The 13,790-nt window shown below is 64.6% G+C and carries 15 protein-coding genes and 1 other RNA gene; 7 read left to right on the plus strand and 9 right to left on the minus strand.

Annotated features, from left to right (window positions below; translation table 11 throughout):
• Nucleotides 1–633: 633 nt before the first annotated feature.
• Nucleotides 634–1,110, minus strand: a complete 477-nt coding sequence (locus tag HV783_RS15600) for an Lrp/AsnC family transcriptional regulator (protein ID WP_054503555.1) — start codon at nucleotides 1,108–1,110, stop codon at nucleotides 634–636.
• A gap of 156 nt (nucleotides 1,111–1,266) precedes the next feature.
• Between HV783_RS15600 and hppD the strand changes: the two genes are divergently transcribed.
• Complete coding sequence (hppD, locus tag HV783_RS15605; protein WP_175189442.1) at nucleotides 1,267–2,379, plus strand: 4-hydroxyphenylpyruvate dioxygenase; 1,113 nt, start codon at nucleotides 1,267–1,269, stop codon at nucleotides 2,377–2,379.
• Between the two features lie 84 nt (nucleotides 2,380–2,463).
• Here hppD and msrA read toward each other — a convergent pair whose 3' ends face one another.
• The 3 genes from msrA to ilvD are packed head-to-tail and all read right to left on the minus strand — an operon-like array spanning nucleotide 2,464 to nucleotide 5,061.
• Nucleotides 2,464–3,018: a peptide-methionine (S)-S-oxide reductase MsrA gene (msrA, locus tag HV783_RS15610; RefSeq protein WP_054432677.1), complete on the minus strand. Its 555-nt coding sequence runs from the start codon at nucleotides 3,016–3,018 to the stop codon at nucleotides 2,464–2,466.
• A gap of 38 nt (nucleotides 3,019–3,056) precedes the next feature.
• Nucleotides 3,057–3,392, minus strand: a complete 336-nt coding sequence (locus tag HV783_RS15615) for a c-type cytochrome (protein WP_054503554.1) — start codon at nucleotides 3,390–3,392, stop codon at nucleotides 3,057–3,059.
• Nucleotides 3,376–5,061: a dihydroxy-acid dehydratase gene (gene ilvD / locus HV783_RS15620; protein ID WP_054503537.1), complete on the minus strand. Its 1,686-nt coding sequence runs from the start codon at nucleotides 5,059–5,061 to the stop codon at nucleotides 3,376–3,378. The genes HV783_RS15615 and ilvD overlap by 17 nt, the downstream gene beginning before the upstream one ends.
• Nucleotides 5,062–5,235: 174 nt before the next feature.
• On the opposite strand from ilvD, the gene lgt reads away from it, so the two are divergent.
• Nucleotides 5,236–6,024: a prolipoprotein diacylglyceryl transferase gene (lgt, locus tag HV783_RS15625; protein ID WP_049071361.1), complete on the plus strand. Its 789-nt coding sequence runs from the start codon at nucleotides 5,236–5,238 to the stop codon at nucleotides 6,022–6,024.
• Here lgt and HV783_RS15630 read toward each other — a convergent pair.
• The 4 genes from HV783_RS15630 to HV783_RS15645 all read right to left on the minus strand — a co-directional run bounded on the left by HV783_RS15630 (nucleotide 5,999) and on the right by HV783_RS15645 (nucleotide 7,832).
• Nucleotides 5,999–6,769 (minus strand): SIMPL domain-containing protein, encoded by a 771-nt coding sequence (locus HV783_RS15630; protein ID WP_175189443.1) that lies wholly within the window; start codon nucleotides 6,767–6,769, stop codon nucleotides 5,999–6,001. The genes lgt and HV783_RS15630 overlap by 26 nt on opposite strands.
• A gap of 75 nt (nucleotides 6,770–6,844) precedes the next feature.
• A non-coding RNA gene (gene ssrS, locus HV783_RS15635) (6S RNA) lies at nucleotides 6,845–7,029 on the minus strand.
• A gap of 45 nt (nucleotides 7,030–7,074) precedes the next feature.
• The gene (locus tag HV783_RS15640; protein ID WP_006388757.1) at nucleotides 7,075–7,386 is read right to left on the minus strand and encodes a cell division protein ZapA; all 312 of its coding nucleotides are present in this window, start codon (nucleotides 7,384–7,386) and stop codon (nucleotides 7,075–7,077) included.
• Entirely contained in the window at nucleotides 7,386–7,832 is a 447-nt protein-coding gene (locus HV783_RS15645) for a hypothetical protein (protein ID WP_081273659.1), read from the minus strand. Before HV783_RS15645 ends, HV783_RS15640 begins: the two co-directional genes overlap by 1 nt.
• Nucleotides 7,833–7,910: 78 nt before the next feature.
• On the opposite strand from HV783_RS15645, the gene HV783_RS15650 reads away from it, so the two are divergent.
• The 5 genes from HV783_RS15650 (at nucleotide 7,911) to HV783_RS15670 (ending at nucleotide 13,064) form a co-directional block, all read left to right on the plus strand.
• The gene (locus tag HV783_RS15650; RefSeq protein ID WP_156330784.1) at nucleotides 7,911–8,297 is read left to right on the plus strand and encodes a hypothetical protein; all 387 of its coding nucleotides are present in this window, start codon (nucleotides 7,911–7,913) and stop codon (nucleotides 8,295–8,297) included.
• Nucleotides 8,298–8,314: 17 nt separating this feature from the next.
• Nucleotides 8,315–8,779 carry a tripartite tricarboxylate transporter TctB family protein gene (locus HV783_RS15655; protein ID WP_049071356.1) on the plus strand — a complete coding sequence of 155 codons (465 nt, stop codon included), beginning with the start codon at nucleotides 8,315–8,317 and terminating at the stop codon, nucleotides 8,777–8,779.
• A gap of 13 nt (nucleotides 8,780–8,792) precedes the next feature.
• Entirely contained in the window at nucleotides 8,793–10,298 is a 1,506-nt protein-coding gene (locus HV783_RS15660; protein ID WP_054503535.1) for a tripartite tricarboxylate transporter permease, read from the plus strand.
• Between the two features lie 203 nt (nucleotides 10,299–10,501).
• Nucleotides 10,502–12,106, plus strand: coding sequence for a gamma-glutamyltransferase family protein (locus HV783_RS15665; RefSeq protein ID WP_175143897.1), 1,605 nt, complete (start codon nucleotides 10,502–10,504; stop codon nucleotides 12,104–12,106).
• A 52-nt stretch (nucleotides 12,107–12,158) separates the two neighbouring features.
• Complete coding sequence (locus HV783_RS15670; RefSeq protein WP_175189444.1) at nucleotides 12,159–13,064, plus strand: NAD(P)-dependent oxidoreductase; 906 nt, start codon at nucleotides 12,159–12,161, stop codon at nucleotides 13,062–13,064.
• Nucleotides 13,065–13,118: 54 nt separating this feature from the next.
• On the opposite strand, the gene HV783_RS15675 is transcribed toward HV783_RS15670, so the two are convergent.
• Nucleotides 13,119–13,751 (minus strand): FMN-dependent NADH-azoreductase, encoded by a 633-nt coding sequence (locus HV783_RS15675; RefSeq protein WP_175189445.1) that lies wholly within the window; start codon nucleotides 13,749–13,751, stop codon nucleotides 13,119–13,121.
• Nucleotides 13,752–13,790: the final 39 nt, after the last annotated feature.

Consider the following 13,790-nt stretch of genomic DNA (forward strand, 5'->3'; position numbering starts at 1 on the left):
GCAACTGGCTTCTGCCTGATTTGCACCGACTTACGCAAAATTCGCTGACCGCCGGTTCGAGAGAATCATCGCTGACTCACCGCCTTGCTGCCCTGCGGCAGATTCGTCGCCATAGCGTCAAATCCGTTGCACTTGCCTGGCTTCGCGGCTCACAAAACTGCGTGAACTGCGAAGGAGCGAGACTATAGCACAGAAATTTGGGCTGTCACGCCGGCATGACAGCCATTTTGCAGAAAGATGATGATTTCCGGGGACGCACCCCGCATTTGCCATGGGAAAGCCATCCGTTCTGCGCCATCTGCTCTACATGGAATGCGTATCACCAGGCCCGAGCCCTGCGCGAAGCACCCCGCGGCTGACGGCACCCCTGTAGCGCGCCGAGATGGATATACATCTCCACTCTATATAGAGGCGTCTCGGTTCTCCATAGGGCCATATCCGTTTTCGCCCCTACGCCCAGGTGCAGTGGACCTGGCCGAGGGTTTCGCCTGATCGCGGCCTATATAAGGAGGCGCCGTGGGCGGGGAACATCCGCCCACGGCCACGCGCTCTGGTCTCTCTATATATAGACATCCTATATGGAGGGGCCGATATAGAAGGCCTGATAGACACGAACGGACGCATCCCGCTCCGCTACAGCCGCAACTCTGTCGTTTCCTTGATCTGCTGCAGCGCGAAGAACGAGCGCATGTCGACCACCGCCGGATGGCGCATCAGGGTGTCCATGGCGAACTTGGAGAAGTGCGCGAGGTCCGCGACCTGGATGCGCAGCAGGTAGTCCATGTCGCCGGACATGGCGTAGCACTCGACCACTTCCGGCCAGAGCTGAACGTCGCGGGCGAAATCGCTCATGGGTGCGTGGCTGGAGCCGCTGTGCTTGTTCAGGCGGATGTTGACGTAGGCCAGCAGGCCCAGTCCGACCTTCTCGGCGTCGATCAGCGCCACGTACTTCTTGATGAAGCCCTTCTCTTCCAGCCGCCGCACCCGCCGCAGGCAGGGACTTGGGGACAGCGAGACGCGATCGGCCAGCTCTTGGTTGCTCAGGCGGCCATCCCGTTGCAATTCGGCCAGGATCCTTATATCTGTCCTATCAAGCTCCATGTCAGACATTTTCAGCCCCATATTTTTTATCCTGGGCAATATTATTGCTCAACCTTGCCCCTTTCGCGACATGTTTGCAATTGTCTGCCTGCCTTTCCTCCCTACAATCTTCATCCTAGACTTGAACGACAAGTCGCCTCTACAACGACTCAAGGGAGCAGACTCATGAGCAGCGCTTTCCAACCCTGGGACAACCCGATGGGCACCGCCGGGCTCGAATTCATCGAATATGCCGCGCCGGACCCCGCCGCGCTGCGCAAGGTGTTCGAACTGCTGGGCTTCAAGGCAATCGCCAAGCACCGCCACAAGGACGTGACGCTGTACCGCCAGGGCGGCGTGAACTTCCTGATCAACGCCGAACCCGATTCCTTCGCGCAGCGCTTCGCCCGCCTGCACGGCCCGTCGATCTGTGCGATCGGTTTCCGCGTGCAGGACGCGGCCGCCGCGTACAAGCGCGCGCTGGAACTGGGCGCGTGGGGTTTCGACTCGCACAGCGGCCCGATGGAACTGAACATTCCCGCCATCAAGGGCATCGGCGATTCGCTGATCTACCTGGTGGACCGCTGGAATGGCAAGGAAGGCCATGGCGGCATCGGCGACATCAGCATCTATGACGTCGACTTCGTGCCGGTGGATCCGCAGAACGCGCAGGCCGACCTGAACCACCGCGGCGCCGGGCTGACGCTGGTGGACCACCTGACGCACAACGTGCACAAGGGCCGCATGGCCGAGTGGTCGGAGTTCTACGAGCGCCTGTTCAATTTCCGCGAGGTGCGCTACTTCGACATCGAGGGCAAGGTGACGGGAGTGAAGTCCAAGGCCATGACCTCGCCGTGCGGCAACATCCGCATTCCCATCAACGAGGAAGGCACCGAGGAGAAGGGCCAGATCCAGGAATACCTGGACCTGTACCGCGGCGAAGGCATCCAGCACATCGCCATGGCCACCGAGGACATCTACGGCACGATCGAGGCGCTGCGCGCCAACGGCGTGGTGTTCCTGGATACGCCGGAAACCTACTACGAGCTGCTGGATCGCCGCCTGCCCAACCATGGCGAGGACGTGGCGCGCCTGCAGAAGAACCGCATCCTGCTGGATGGCGCCCCCGACGGCGGCCTGCTGCTGCAGATCTTCACCGAGAACCAGATCGGCCCGATCTTCTTCGAGATCATCCAGCGCAAGGGCAACGACGGTTTCGGCGAAGGCAATTTCAAGGCGCTGTTCGAGTCCATCGAGCTGGACCAGATGCGCCGCGGCGTGGTGAAAGCCGTCGACTGACCGCTTCCCCCGCCAGCGCCGGTACCCACGTACCTGGCGCCGGCCTTGAAACCTCGCCTTGCGCGAGGTTTTTTTTCGCCTGCCTTATTTCTTCAGGCGATCCTGGAACTGCTTGCGGAACTTGGCGACCTTGGGCGCGATCACGAACTGGCAATAGCCCTGCTCGGGATGCAGCGCGAAATAATCGCGGTGATAGTCCTCGGCCTGCCAGAAGCGCGCGGGCGCCAGCAGCTTGGTCACGATGGGCGCGTCGTAGACCTTCTGCGCCTCGACCTCCGCGATGACGGCCTCGGCCTGCTCGCGCTGGGTGTCGTTCTGCCAGAAGATGGCCGATTCGTACTGCGGGCCGATGTCGTTGCCCTGGCGCCCCGGAGTGGTCGGGTCGTGGGTGGCGAAGAAGACGCGCAGCAGGTCGCTGTACGACAGCTCGGCGGGATCGAATTCGACGCGCGCCACTTCGATGTGGCCGGTGTCCTTGCCGCAGACCTGCTCGTAGCTGGGGTTGTCGACGTGTCCGCCGCTGTAGCCGGGCAGTACGCTCTTGACGCCGCGCAGGTCGGTGAAGACCGCCTCGACGCACCAGAAACAGCCGCCGCCCAGAACGGCGACTTCATTGCCCGGGGAGGGTTGTTCAGCCATGACGATTCCTTTCCTGAAACTTTCCAGAGACGATACGACTACTTCTTGGCCGGCGCCAGCGTCAGGATCCATTCGGCCAGCAGGCGGGCGTCTTCCTGGCTGACGTGGGTTTGCGCCGGCATCGGCACGGCGCCCCAGGCGCCGCGGCCGCCTCCGCGGATCTTGCCCGCCAGGTAATCCACCATGGCATCTCCCTGCCCGGCGTAGCGCTCGGCCACGCTGGCCAGCGGCGGTCCGACGCGCTTGACGTCGACCTGGTGACAGGCCATGCAGGCCTTGCTCTTGGCCAGATCCAGGCCGGTGGTTTGCCCCTGGGCCGCGCCGGCGGCCAGCAGGCCGGCGGCGACCGCCAACAGACTACGTATCAAATGCATCGGTTACCGCCCCACGGCTCGCGGTGCTGGCGAGCTTGCCGAACTTGGCAAGCACACCGCGTGTATAACGCGGCTTGGGCTGGACCCAGGCCTGGCGACGAGCCGCCATTTCTTCGTCGCTGATATTGAGCTGCAACAGCAGCTTGTGGGCATCGATGGTAACCGAATCGCCCTCGCGGATCAGCGCGATCGGGCCGCCGACGAAGGCCTCGGGTGCCACGTGGCCCACCACCATGCCCCACGTGCCTCCCGAAAAGCGGCCGTCGGTGATGAGGCCGACGGTCTCTCCCAGGCCCTGTCCCACCAGCGCGGAAGTCGGCGCCAGCATTTCACGCATGCCGGGTCCGCCCTTCGGCCCTTCGTAGCGGATCACCACCACGTCGCCGTCACGGATCTGGCGCGCCATGATGGCGGCCATGGCGTCATCCTCGGAATCGAAGACCCGCGCCGGTCCGGTGATGACCGGGTTCTTCAGGCCGGTGATCTTGGCCACGCAGCCTTCCGGCGACAGGTTGCCCTTGAGGATGGCCAGGTGGCCCTGGGGATAGAGGGCGCGGTCCAGCGGCATGATCACGTCCTGATCGGCGCGCGGCGTATCGGGCACGTCGGCCAGCGATTGCGCCACGGTCTGGCCGGTGATGGTGATGCAGTCGCCGTGCAGCAGGCCGGCGTTGAGCAGCAGCTTCATGACCTGCGGAATGCCGCCGGCGCGATGCAGGTCGGTCGCCACGTATTTGCCGGACGGCTTGAGGTCGCACAGCACTGGCACGCGCTGGCGGATGCGTTCGAAGTCGTCGATGGTCCAGGGCACCTCGGCGGCGTGGGCGATGGCCAGGAAATGCAGCACGGCATTGGTCGAGCCGCCCGTTGCCATGATGACGGAAACGGCGTTCTCGATGGACTCGCGCGTGATGATGTCGCGCGGACGCAGGCCGCGGCGGACGGCCTCGACCAATACCCGGGCGGACTCGGCCGCCGAGACGACTTTCTCTTCGTCCTCGTTGGCCATGGTGCTGGAATACGGCAGGCTCATGCCCATGGCTTCGAAGGCAGAGCTCATGGTGTTGGCGGTGTACATGCCGCCACAGGAACCCGAGCCGGGGATGGCGCATTTCTCGATCTGCTTGAAGTCGGCCTCGTCCATGCGCCCCATGGTGTATTCGCCGACCGCTTCGAACACCGAGACGATGGTCAGGTCCTTGCCCTGATAGCGGCCCGGCTTGATGGTGCCGCCATAGACGTAGATGCCCGGCACGTTCATGCGCGCCAGGGCGATCATGCCGCCCGGCATGTTCTTGTCGCAGCCGCCGATGACCACCACGCCGTCCATCCACTGGCCCTGCGCGGCGGTCTCGATACAGTCGGCGATGACTTCGCGCGACACCAGGGAGTACTTCATGCCCTCGGTGCCCATGGACATGCCATCGGAAATGGTGGGCGTGCCGAACACCTGCGGATTGGCTTTGGCGCCGCGGATGGCCTCGATGGCGGCATCGGCCAGGCGCTGCAGGCCGCTGTTGCACGGCGTGATGGTCGAATGGCCATTGGCCACGCCAATCATGGGATTGTCGAAGTCGGCTTCCTGGTAGCCCAGCGCGTAATACATGGCGCGGTTGGGCGCGCGGGCGACGCCGTGCGTGATGTGGCGGGAACGTTCGTTGTGCGACATGGTCTGTTGTCTCCTGTCGGCCGTCAGGGCGCGGACATGGCGATCGCGCCCGGGTGGGTAGCCAGCTCGCTCGCGGGCGAGTCTCGGGATACACCGGCATGCCTGGGCTTGCATGCCGATCTACCGCGGGGCTCGCCGGTTATTATCATTCAACTTCATTGTGTCGGGCGGAACATGCTGCAATATCCAAAATTCGACCCCGTTGCCCTGCAGATCGGGCCCCTGTCCATCCATTGGTACGGGCTGATGTACCTGGTGGGCTTCGCGCTGGTATACGTCCTGGGCCGGCGCCGCATCACGCGCGGCCATACCACCTCGCTGAACGTGCGCGACCTGGAGGACCTGATCTTCTACAGCGTGCTGGGCGTGGTGCTGGGCGGGCGGCTGGGCTATGTGCTGTTCTACAAGCCGAGCTATTACCTGGCGCATCCGCTGGAAGTGGCCTACCTGTGGGAAGGCGGCATGTCTTTCCACGGCGGGTTGATCGGCGTGATCCTGGTGATGCTGCTGTTCGCCCGCAAGAAGGGCCTGCCCTTCTTCGCCGTCAGCGATTTCATCGCGCCGCTGATCCCGCTGGGGCTGGGCTTTGGCCGACTGGGCAATTTCATCAATGGCGAGTTGTGGGGCCGCCCCACCGACGTGCCGTGGGCGATGGTGTTCCCGAGCAGCGGCGACGGCATCGCGCGCCATCCGTCCCAACTGTATGAACTGGGGCTGGAAGGCATCGTGCTGTTCGCGCTGATGTGGTGGTTTTCGAGCAAACCGCGCCCCCTGGGCCAGGTGAGCGCGGTATTCCTGATGGGCTACGGAACGTTCCGTTTCCTGGTGGAATTCACCCGCGAGCCGGACAACTTCCTGGGCCTGCTCGCGGGTGGGTTGAGCATGGGACAGTGGCTGTCCCTGCCAATGGTCGCCCTGGGCGCCATCATGTTCGTGCTTACTGCAAAACGATCGTCCCGTTGACCGAAATGCTGACCGTGACGTCCCCCGCTTCCAGGGGGACGTCCGCGCTATAGCCGGCGCCGCCGGAGGCGTCCTTGGCCATGGCGCCCATCATGCGCGGCATCGGCGTGACACCGCCGGCGCCGCCGAGTTCGAGCTTGCTCAGGCGGTAGCCCGAGAAGCCGAAGGCGTTGGCCGCGGCCAGCGCGCGATCCTTGAAGGCCTGCGCGGCCTCCTTGAGCAGCTTGCGCTCCTCGGCCTCGCGCACTTCGCGCGACAGCGAGAAGCTGATGTTGGAAATGGCGGTCTTGTCGGACAGCTTCGAGGCCAGCGCGGCGGCGGCCGCAAAATCCTTCGATTCGAGAATGATCTCGCCCTGGCCGCGCCAGGTCGTGCTGGTCTTGCCCTTGCTGCTGCTGGTGGAATTGGGCCAGACGTTGAAGCTGCCGGTGCGCACGTCGACGCCCTTGGTGTCGCGCGCGCGCTTGGCCACGTCGTCAAGCATCTCGGTCAGCTTCTTGCCGGCGGTGGGCTGATCCGCCGCTTCGGTCTCGGCCGACAGCGAGATGCGCACCGTGTCCTGCTTGACCTCGGACGAGGCGGTGGCCTGCAACGTCAGTTCCGGCGACCGGTTGGCGGCGGATTCCGCCGTGGCGGGAGCCGTCGCCGGTGCCTGCGCAAAAACAGGCTGCGCCAGCGAGAGAGCGGCCACGGCCGCGCACGCCGCGCCAAGTTTGGTCAGCGAAAAAACGGGGGATTTCGACATGGACTGGTCCTATGAGGGAGGACGATGGGGGAGGTGCCCGGCGCGGACCTGCGCTCATGGCAGGTCCGCTGGGATAGATGCCCCGCCTGTGCCGTCAAGGCCGGCATCTCGAACCCTGAGGTTCAAGGTGGTCGCGTTCCGAAGAGCGTCGGGTTCGTCTACGAGAGACAATCGCTCCAGCTCTGCACTCCCGCAACCAATATGCCATAAGACATAGGTTCAGAGAATGTATGGCCAGGTCACGGACACGGCAGGGACAAACTGAAAAACTTGAAAAAAAACTGAGTGAAAACCGCTTATGAACGTCAGAGCAGCTTTTCTTGCCCTGACAGCGCGTCGTCCAGGACTGCGTTCATGTCCTCGATTCTACGCTTGAAGTCGCCGACCGCCAAACCACCCAGCGGACCATCCGGCGCTTTCATGGCGAGCAGCTCGCCAGCGACCTGCAGCGCAGCCATGACGGCGATGCGTTCGTTGCTGGAGACCTTGCCGGTGCCCTGGATGCGCAGCATGAGCTGGTCGACGTGGCGCACGGCGGCCAACAGCGTGGGCTTTTCCTCGGCCGAACACGCCAGCGAATAATCACGCCCGAGGATTGTTACGTCTACGCGTTCCATCAGTGTTGCTCTCCGGACGGCGCACCCGGCAGACGGGCCAGGACGGCGTCGATGCGCTCGCGGGCCGCGGCGGCGGCCACACGCAGGCGCTGTAGTTCGGTGTCGCGGCTCTGCAGGGTGCCCTGCATTTCGGTTTCCCGGGCCGCGAAGCGCGCCTCGAGCGACTGGCGCTCGGCGGTTTCGCGAGCGAGCTGTTCGCGCAGGGCCACTTCGGCCTTCTGCGCCTGCTCCAGCATCGCGGTGACGGCGCCGTCGTTGTCTTGCAGCTTGCCCTGCAGCACGGCGATGTCGGCCTCACGCTCGGCGGCGCGCTGCTTGAGCACACGCTGCTCGGCTTCGGTTTCATTCAGGCGCATACGCAATGCGTCACGCTCGGCATGCAGTTGCCGGGTGCGTTGCACCAGTTGCCCAATACGGGCGGCGAGTTGGTCTAGGTCTTGCAGCATGGGCGCTATCGTAAACCATCCAGTGGGGAATCGGGCCGCTTCACGCAAGGTGAGAAACACGGCAATATTCAGTAGGAAATGCAGGCGGCATTGCCGGCGGCGGGCAACATACCCGATCAGGCACAACTAGAAAAGTCCCTCGCGCCCGGCAAGCGGCAGATCAAGCGACCCCGCTTTCGCATTTCTTTCTATCAACTTTCACTTAGCTTTCAAACAACCCTCAATCTGCCCGCCCCGTTACATCTGGGGATCGGGAGTTCCCCAATTTTAGGGAAAACCCCAGGCTTTCACCTAGCTTACAGGGTTTGCATCGTTGCGGGCGTCCATTACCATTCGCCCTTTCAAGAAGCCGCGCCGAAGCTTTCAGAAGAACACCGGGCACCGAGTCGTGCCTTTTTTGTGCCTGTCACATGGCTTTCTGCCAGTGCGGCGGACCACAAACCTCTTTTTATCTACATGCTGTAAACAGGAGCCAACCAATCATGCAGCTACGCAATCGACAGGACTTCTGGTCGGGGGTGATGTTCATCGCCCTTGGACTGGGATTCGCCTGGCAAGCCAGCAGCTACCAAATGGGTACTGCCGCCCGGATGGGCCCCGGGTATTTTCCTTTCTGGCTGGGCATTGTTCTCGCATTGCTGGGTGCCATCGTGCTGCTTGGCTCGATGTCGAAGAAGGCCCAGGAAACCCACGTCGACAAGTTCGACTGGCGCATCGTGTTCCTCGTGGTCGGATCCGTGGTCGTCTATGGCCTGGTCCTGAAACTGCTGGGCATCTATATCTCGGTGTTCCTGCTGGTGGTACTCAGCAGCCTGGCCAGCCACGAGTTCAGCCTCAAGGTCGCCGTCGCCAACGGCATCTTCCTGGTGGTGTTCTCGTATCTGGCGTTCGTCAAGGGGCTGGGGCTGATTTTCCCGCTGTGGCCGTCGTTTCTGGGCATGAACTGAGGAGCAACCGGTCATGGAATTGTTTGACAACCTGATGTTGGGTTTCTCGGTGGCGTTCACGCCCGAGAACCTGTTGTACGCGCTGCTGGGCTGCGTCCTGGGTACGCTGATCGGCGTGCTGCCGGGCATCGGCCCGGTCCCGACCATTGCGATGCTGCTGCCGATCACGTACGTGCTGCCGCCGGTGGCCGGCCTGATCATGCTGGCGGGTATCTATTACGGCGCCCAGTACGGTGGTTCGACCACGGCCATCCTGGTGGCATTGCCAGGGGAAACGTCCGCGGTGGTGACCGTGCTGGACGGTCACCAGATGGCCCGCAACGGCCGTGCTGGCGCCGCGCTGGCCATCGCCGCCCTGGGTTCGTTCTTCGCCGGTTGCGTGGCCACGCTGCTGCTGGCCGCCTTCGCGCCCCCGCTGGCTGAAGTCGCCTTCAAGTTCGGCCCCGCCGAGTACTTCTCGCTGATGTGCCTGGGCCTGGTCGGCGCCGTGGTGCTGGCCTCGGGCTCGCTGCCCAAGGCGATCGCGATGATCATCCTGGGTCTGCTGCTGGGCATGGTCGGCACCGACGTCAACTCGGGCGTGGCCCGCTTCGACTTCGGCGTGCCGGAACTGCAGGACGGCATCGACTTCGCCATCGTGGCCATGGGCGTGTTCGGCTTCGCCGAAATCATGACCAACCTCGAGCAGAAGGAAAACCGCGTCGACATCACCGACAAGATCGGCACCCTGTACCCGAACAAGCAGGAATTCAAGGAATCCGCGCCCGCCGTGCTGCGTGGCACGGCCCTGGGTTCGGCCCTGGGCATCCTGCCGGGCGGCGGCGCGGTGCTGTCGTCGTTCGCGTCGTACACGCTGGAAAAGAAGATCTCGAAGAATCCGGAACGCTTCGGCAAGGGCCATCCGGCCGGCCTGGCGGGCCCGGAATCGGCCAACAACGCGGCCGCGCAGACCTCGTTCATCCCGCTGCTGACCCTGGGTATCCCGGGCAACGCCGTGATGGCGCTGATGGTCGGCGCGATGACGATCCACAACATCCAGCCCGGCCCACAAGTGATGACGAGCCACCCCGAGCTGTTCTGGGGCCTGATCGCCTCGATGTGGATCGGCAACCTGATGCTGGTGGTGCTGAACCTGCCGCTGATCGGCCTGTGGGTCAAGCTGCTCAAGGTGCCCTACCGCATCCTGTTCCCCGCGATCCTGGTGTTCTGCACCATCGGTGTGTACTCGCTCAACTACAACTCGTTCGACATCTTCACGACGGCCATGTTCGGTATCGTGGGCTATGTCTGGTCGAAGCTGAAGTGCGAAGGCGCGCCGCTGCTGCTGGGCCTGGTGCTCGGCCCCATGATGGAAGAGAACTTCCGACGCGCCCTGCTGCTGTCGCGCGGCGACTTCAGCACCTTCGTGACGCGTCCGCTGTCGGCCTCGCTGCTGGCCGTGGCGGTGTTCCTGGTGATCCTGGTGGCCCTGCCGGCGATCCGCAAGAAGCGCGAAGAGACCTTCGTCGAAGAAGATTGAGGACGGCGCCGCCGCATTGCGCGGCGGTTTCGCTCCCCACCCGAACCCCCGGCTTGCCGGGGGTTTTTATTTGGGTTCGCGGTTGCGCCGGCGCCAACCGTACGCGTTATAAGAAACTAATTGCTACAACGCAATACAGAGTGTGGATGCAAACGCCGGCATCTACGTTAAGCTACGGGTTTACCCCCACGCGATGATTCGAGATGAATTTCGACTGGAACAACCCCTATCCCACAACGCGTACGCCGGTCTTCGCCCGCAACATCGTGGCCACTTCGCAGCCGCTGGCGGCGCAGGCCGGGCTGCGCGTATTGGCCGGCGGCGGCAACGCGGTGGATGCGGCCATCGCCGCGGCCGCGACGCTGACGCTGACCGAACCCGTCAGCAATGGCCTGGGATCGGATTGCTTCGCCATCGTCTGGGACGGCTCCAAGCTGCATGGCCTGAACGCCTCGGGCCCGGCGCCGACAGCCTGGAGCCCCGACTATTTCCGCCGCCGGCACCAGGGCATGATCCCGACCCGCGGTTGGGACAGCGTCACGGTGCCGGGCTGCGTGGCCGGCTGGGCCGCGCTGCATGAAAAACTGGGCCGCGTGTCGTTCGCCGACGTGCTGGCGCCCGCCATCGACTATGCCGAGCGCGGCTTCGCCGTCAGCCCCATGGTGCACCAGAAGTGGGCCGCACAAGCCGACGTGCTGCAGCCGCAACCCGGTTTCGCCGAACACTTCCTGCCGCGGGGCCGGGCGCCGCACATCGGCGAGCACTTCACGCTGAAAGGCGCCGCGGCGACGCTCAAGCGCATCGCCGCCAGCGGCGGCCGTGATTTCTACGAAGGCGAAACGGCCCACAAGCTGGTGGCCCATGCGCAGGCCCACGAGGCCGCCATGACGCTGGCCGACCTGCGCGACTACGCGCCGGAATGGGTGACGCCCGTCAGCCAGGCGTATCGCGGCCATACGCTGCACCAGATTCCGCCCAACGGCCAGGGCATCGCCGCCCTCATCGCGCTCGGGATCCTGCAGAACTTCGACCTGGCGGCGCGGCCGATCGATCATCCCGACACCCAGCATCTGTTGCTCGAGGCCATGAAGCTGGCGTTCGCCGATGTCTATGCGCACGTCGCGGACGCGCGCCACATGCGCGTGACGCCCGAACAGATGCTGCGCGCCGACTACCTGGCCGAACGCGCGCGGCTGATCGATCCGAATGTCGCCCAGGCATTCGCCTGCGGTCATGCGCCGCAGGGCGGCACGGTCTACCTGACCGCCGCCGACCGCAGCGGCATGATGGTCAGCTTCATCCAATCGAACTACATGGGGTTCGGTTCGGGCGTGGTGGTGCCGGGCACCGGCGTCAGCCTGCAGAACCGTGGCCATTGCTTCAGCACCGAAGCCGACCACCCCAACGCGGTGGCGGGTGGCAAGCGCCCCTTCCACACCATCATCCCGGGCTTCCTGATGCGCGACGGCGCGCCGGTCATGAGCTTCGGCGTGATGGGCGGCAACATGCAGCCGCAAGGCCAGGTACAGACGCTGGTGCGCATGCTCGACTACGGCCAGCAGCCGCAGGCCGCTTGCGACGCGCCGCGCTGGAAATGGAACCAGGGGCTGGCGGTGGATGTGGAGTCCTCGATGTCCGCCGCCGTGGCGCAAGGCCTGCGCGCCCGCGGCCACGTGCTCGAGGGCATCGATGACCCGTACATGGATTTCGGTTCCGGCCAGTTCATCTGGCGCCTGGGCGACCCGGCAGTGGATGGCTACGTCAGCGCCAGCGACAGCCGTCGCGACGGACTCGCCGCCGGCTTTTGATTGCGTTAAGGTTACTGCCTCAGGTTTTCCTTTCCAACGCGGAGTTCCCTGCATGGCATCGATCGGTACCAAGAGCTACGACGCAGTCGTGGCCCAGAAAGTCGCATTCCTCGGATTGGGCGTGATGGGCCTGCCCATGGCCGGCCATCTGGCCCGCGCCGGGCACGACGTCACCGTCTACAACCGCACGCCGTCCAAGGCGCAGGCCTGGGCCAGCGAATTTGGCGGCCACAGCGCGATGACGCCGCGCGAAGCCGTGGCGGGCGCACAGATCGTGTTTGCCTGCGTCGGCAATGACGACGACCTGCGCAGCGTCACCCTCGGGCCGGATGGCGCATTCGCCGGCATGGCGCCGGGCGCGGTGTTCGTGGACCACACCACCGCCTCGGCGGACGTGGCGCGCGAGCTGTACGCGCAAGCCAAGGACCTGGGCCTGAATTTCATCGATGCGCCAGTGTCCGGCGGCCAGGCCGGCGCCGTCAACGACGTGCTGACGGTCATGTGCGGCGGCGAACAGGCGGTGTTCGATGCCATCAAGCCCGTGGCGCAGGCGTTCGGCCGCGCGGTGACGCGCGTGGGCCCCCCGGGAGCCGGACAACTGGCCAAGATGGTCAACCAGATCTGTATCGCCGGCATCGTGCAAGGTCTGTCGGAAGCCGTGGCGTTCGGCCAGGCCGCCGACCTGGACATGAAACTGGTGCTGGATGTCATCAGCAAGGGCGCCGCGCAAAGCTGGCAGATGGAGAACCGTGGCGGCACCATGGTCGACGACAAGTTCGACTTCGGCTTCGCGGTCGACTGGATGCGCAAGGATCTCGGCCTGGTGCTGGCCGAGGCGCGCCACAACGGCGCCCGGCTGCCACTGACGGCGCTGGTGGACCAGTTCTACGGCGATGTGCAGAAAATGGGCGGCGGCCGCTGGGATACGTCCAGCCTGATCAAGCGCCTGCGCGATTGACCTCCCGCTCGACGTGAAAAAAAGCGGCCCCGCGGGGCCGCTTTTTTCATTGCATCAAGCCGCCTGCAGCGCGCCTCGCGCCGGGGCCAGGTCGAGGGCGTCGATGCGCTGGCGCGCCAGCGCCACGCCTTCGAGCGCCGCGACTTCGCCCATCGCCATGCCTTCGGCGGCGATGAACGTGACCTCGTTCATGCCCAGGAAGCCCAGCATCTGCCGCAGGTACGGCGTCATGGTGTCGTTGGGCGTGCCTTCGGCCTTGCCGCCACGCGCCGTCAGCACGAACACCTGCTTACCCTTCACCAAGCCCTCGGGAACGCCTTCCGGCGTATAACGGAACGTGACGCCGGCACGGGCGACATGGTCCAGGTAGGTCTTGAACTGCGCCGGCAGGTTGAAGTTGTAGACCGGCACGGCGAACACGATGCGGTCCGCCCGCATCAGCTCGGCCACCAGCGCGTCGCTGCGTTCGACGATGCGCTGCTGCTCGACGCTGCGGACGTCGGCCGGCGTGAACAGGGCGCCGGCGGTCGCGCCGTCGAAATAGGGCAGCGGCTCGGCGCCGATATCGCGCACGGTGACGACGGCGGCCGGATCGGCCTGCTTGGCGCGGGCAACCATATGGTCGGCCAATTGCTTGCTGTGCGAGCGCTCGCCCAGAATCGAGGACAGGATGACAAGGGTTTTCATAACGTGATCTCCAGTGCGGACCGCGAAAAGCGCGCGTCC

The sequence above is a fragment of the Achromobacter dolens genome, from assembly GCF_902859745.1.
Classification (GTDB): Bacteria; Pseudomonadota; Gammaproteobacteria; order Burkholderiales; family Burkholderiaceae_B; genus Achromobacter; species Achromobacter dolens.

Excerpts from the sequence above, each read along its gene's own strand:
- HV783_RS15600 (WP_054503555.1), bottom strand. The coding sequence starts at position 1,110 with ATGTCTGACATGGAGCTTGATAGGACAGATATAAGGATCCTGGCCGAA.
- hppD (WP_175189442.1), top strand. The coding sequence starts at position 1,267 with ATGAGCAGCGCTTTCCAACCCTGGGACAACCCGATGGGCACCGCCGGG.
- msrA (WP_054432677.1), bottom strand. The coding sequence starts at position 3,018 with ATGGCTGAACAACCCTCCCCGGGCAATGAAGTCGCCGTTCTGGGCGGC.
- HV783_RS15615 (WP_054503554.1), bottom strand. The coding sequence starts at position 3,392 with ATGCATTTGATACGTAGTCTGTTGGCGGTCGCCGCCGGCCTGCTGGCC.
- ilvD (WP_054503537.1), bottom strand. The coding sequence starts at position 5,061 with ATGTCGCACAACGAACGTTCCCGCCACATCACGCACGGCGTCGCCCGC.
- lgt (WP_049071361.1), top strand. The coding sequence starts at position 5,236 with ATGCTGCAATATCCAAAATTCGACCCCGTTGCCCTGCAGATCGGGCCC.
- HV783_RS15630 (WP_175189443.1), bottom strand. The coding sequence starts at position 6,769 with ATGTCGAAATCCCCCGTTTTTTCGCTGACCAAACTTGGCGCGGCGTGC.
- HV783_RS15640 (WP_006388757.1), bottom strand. The coding sequence starts at position 7,386 with ATGGAACGCGTAGACGTAACAATCCTCGGGCGTGATTATTCGCTGGCG.
- HV783_RS15645 (WP_081273659.1), bottom strand. The coding sequence starts at position 7,832 with ATGCTGCAAGACCTAGACCAACTCGCCGCCCGTATTGGGCAACTGGTG.
- HV783_RS15650 (WP_156330784.1), top strand. The coding sequence starts at position 7,911 with ATGCAGGCGGCATTGCCGGCGGCGGGCAACATACCCGATCAGGCACAA.
- HV783_RS15655 (WP_049071356.1), top strand. The coding sequence starts at position 8,315 with ATGCAGCTACGCAATCGACAGGACTTCTGGTCGGGGGTGATGTTCATC.
- HV783_RS15660 (WP_054503535.1), top strand. The coding sequence starts at position 8,793 with ATGGAATTGTTTGACAACCTGATGTTGGGTTTCTCGGTGGCGTTCACG.
- HV783_RS15665 (WP_175143897.1), top strand. The coding sequence starts at position 10,502 with ATGAATTTCGACTGGAACAACCCCTATCCCACAACGCGTACGCCGGTC.
- HV783_RS15670 (WP_175189444.1), top strand. The coding sequence starts at position 12,159 with ATGGCATCGATCGGTACCAAGAGCTACGACGCAGTCGTGGCCCAGAAA.
- HV783_RS15675 (WP_175189445.1), bottom strand. The coding sequence starts at position 13,751 with ATGAAAACCCTTGTCATCCTGTCCTCGATTCTGGGCGAGCGCTCGCAC.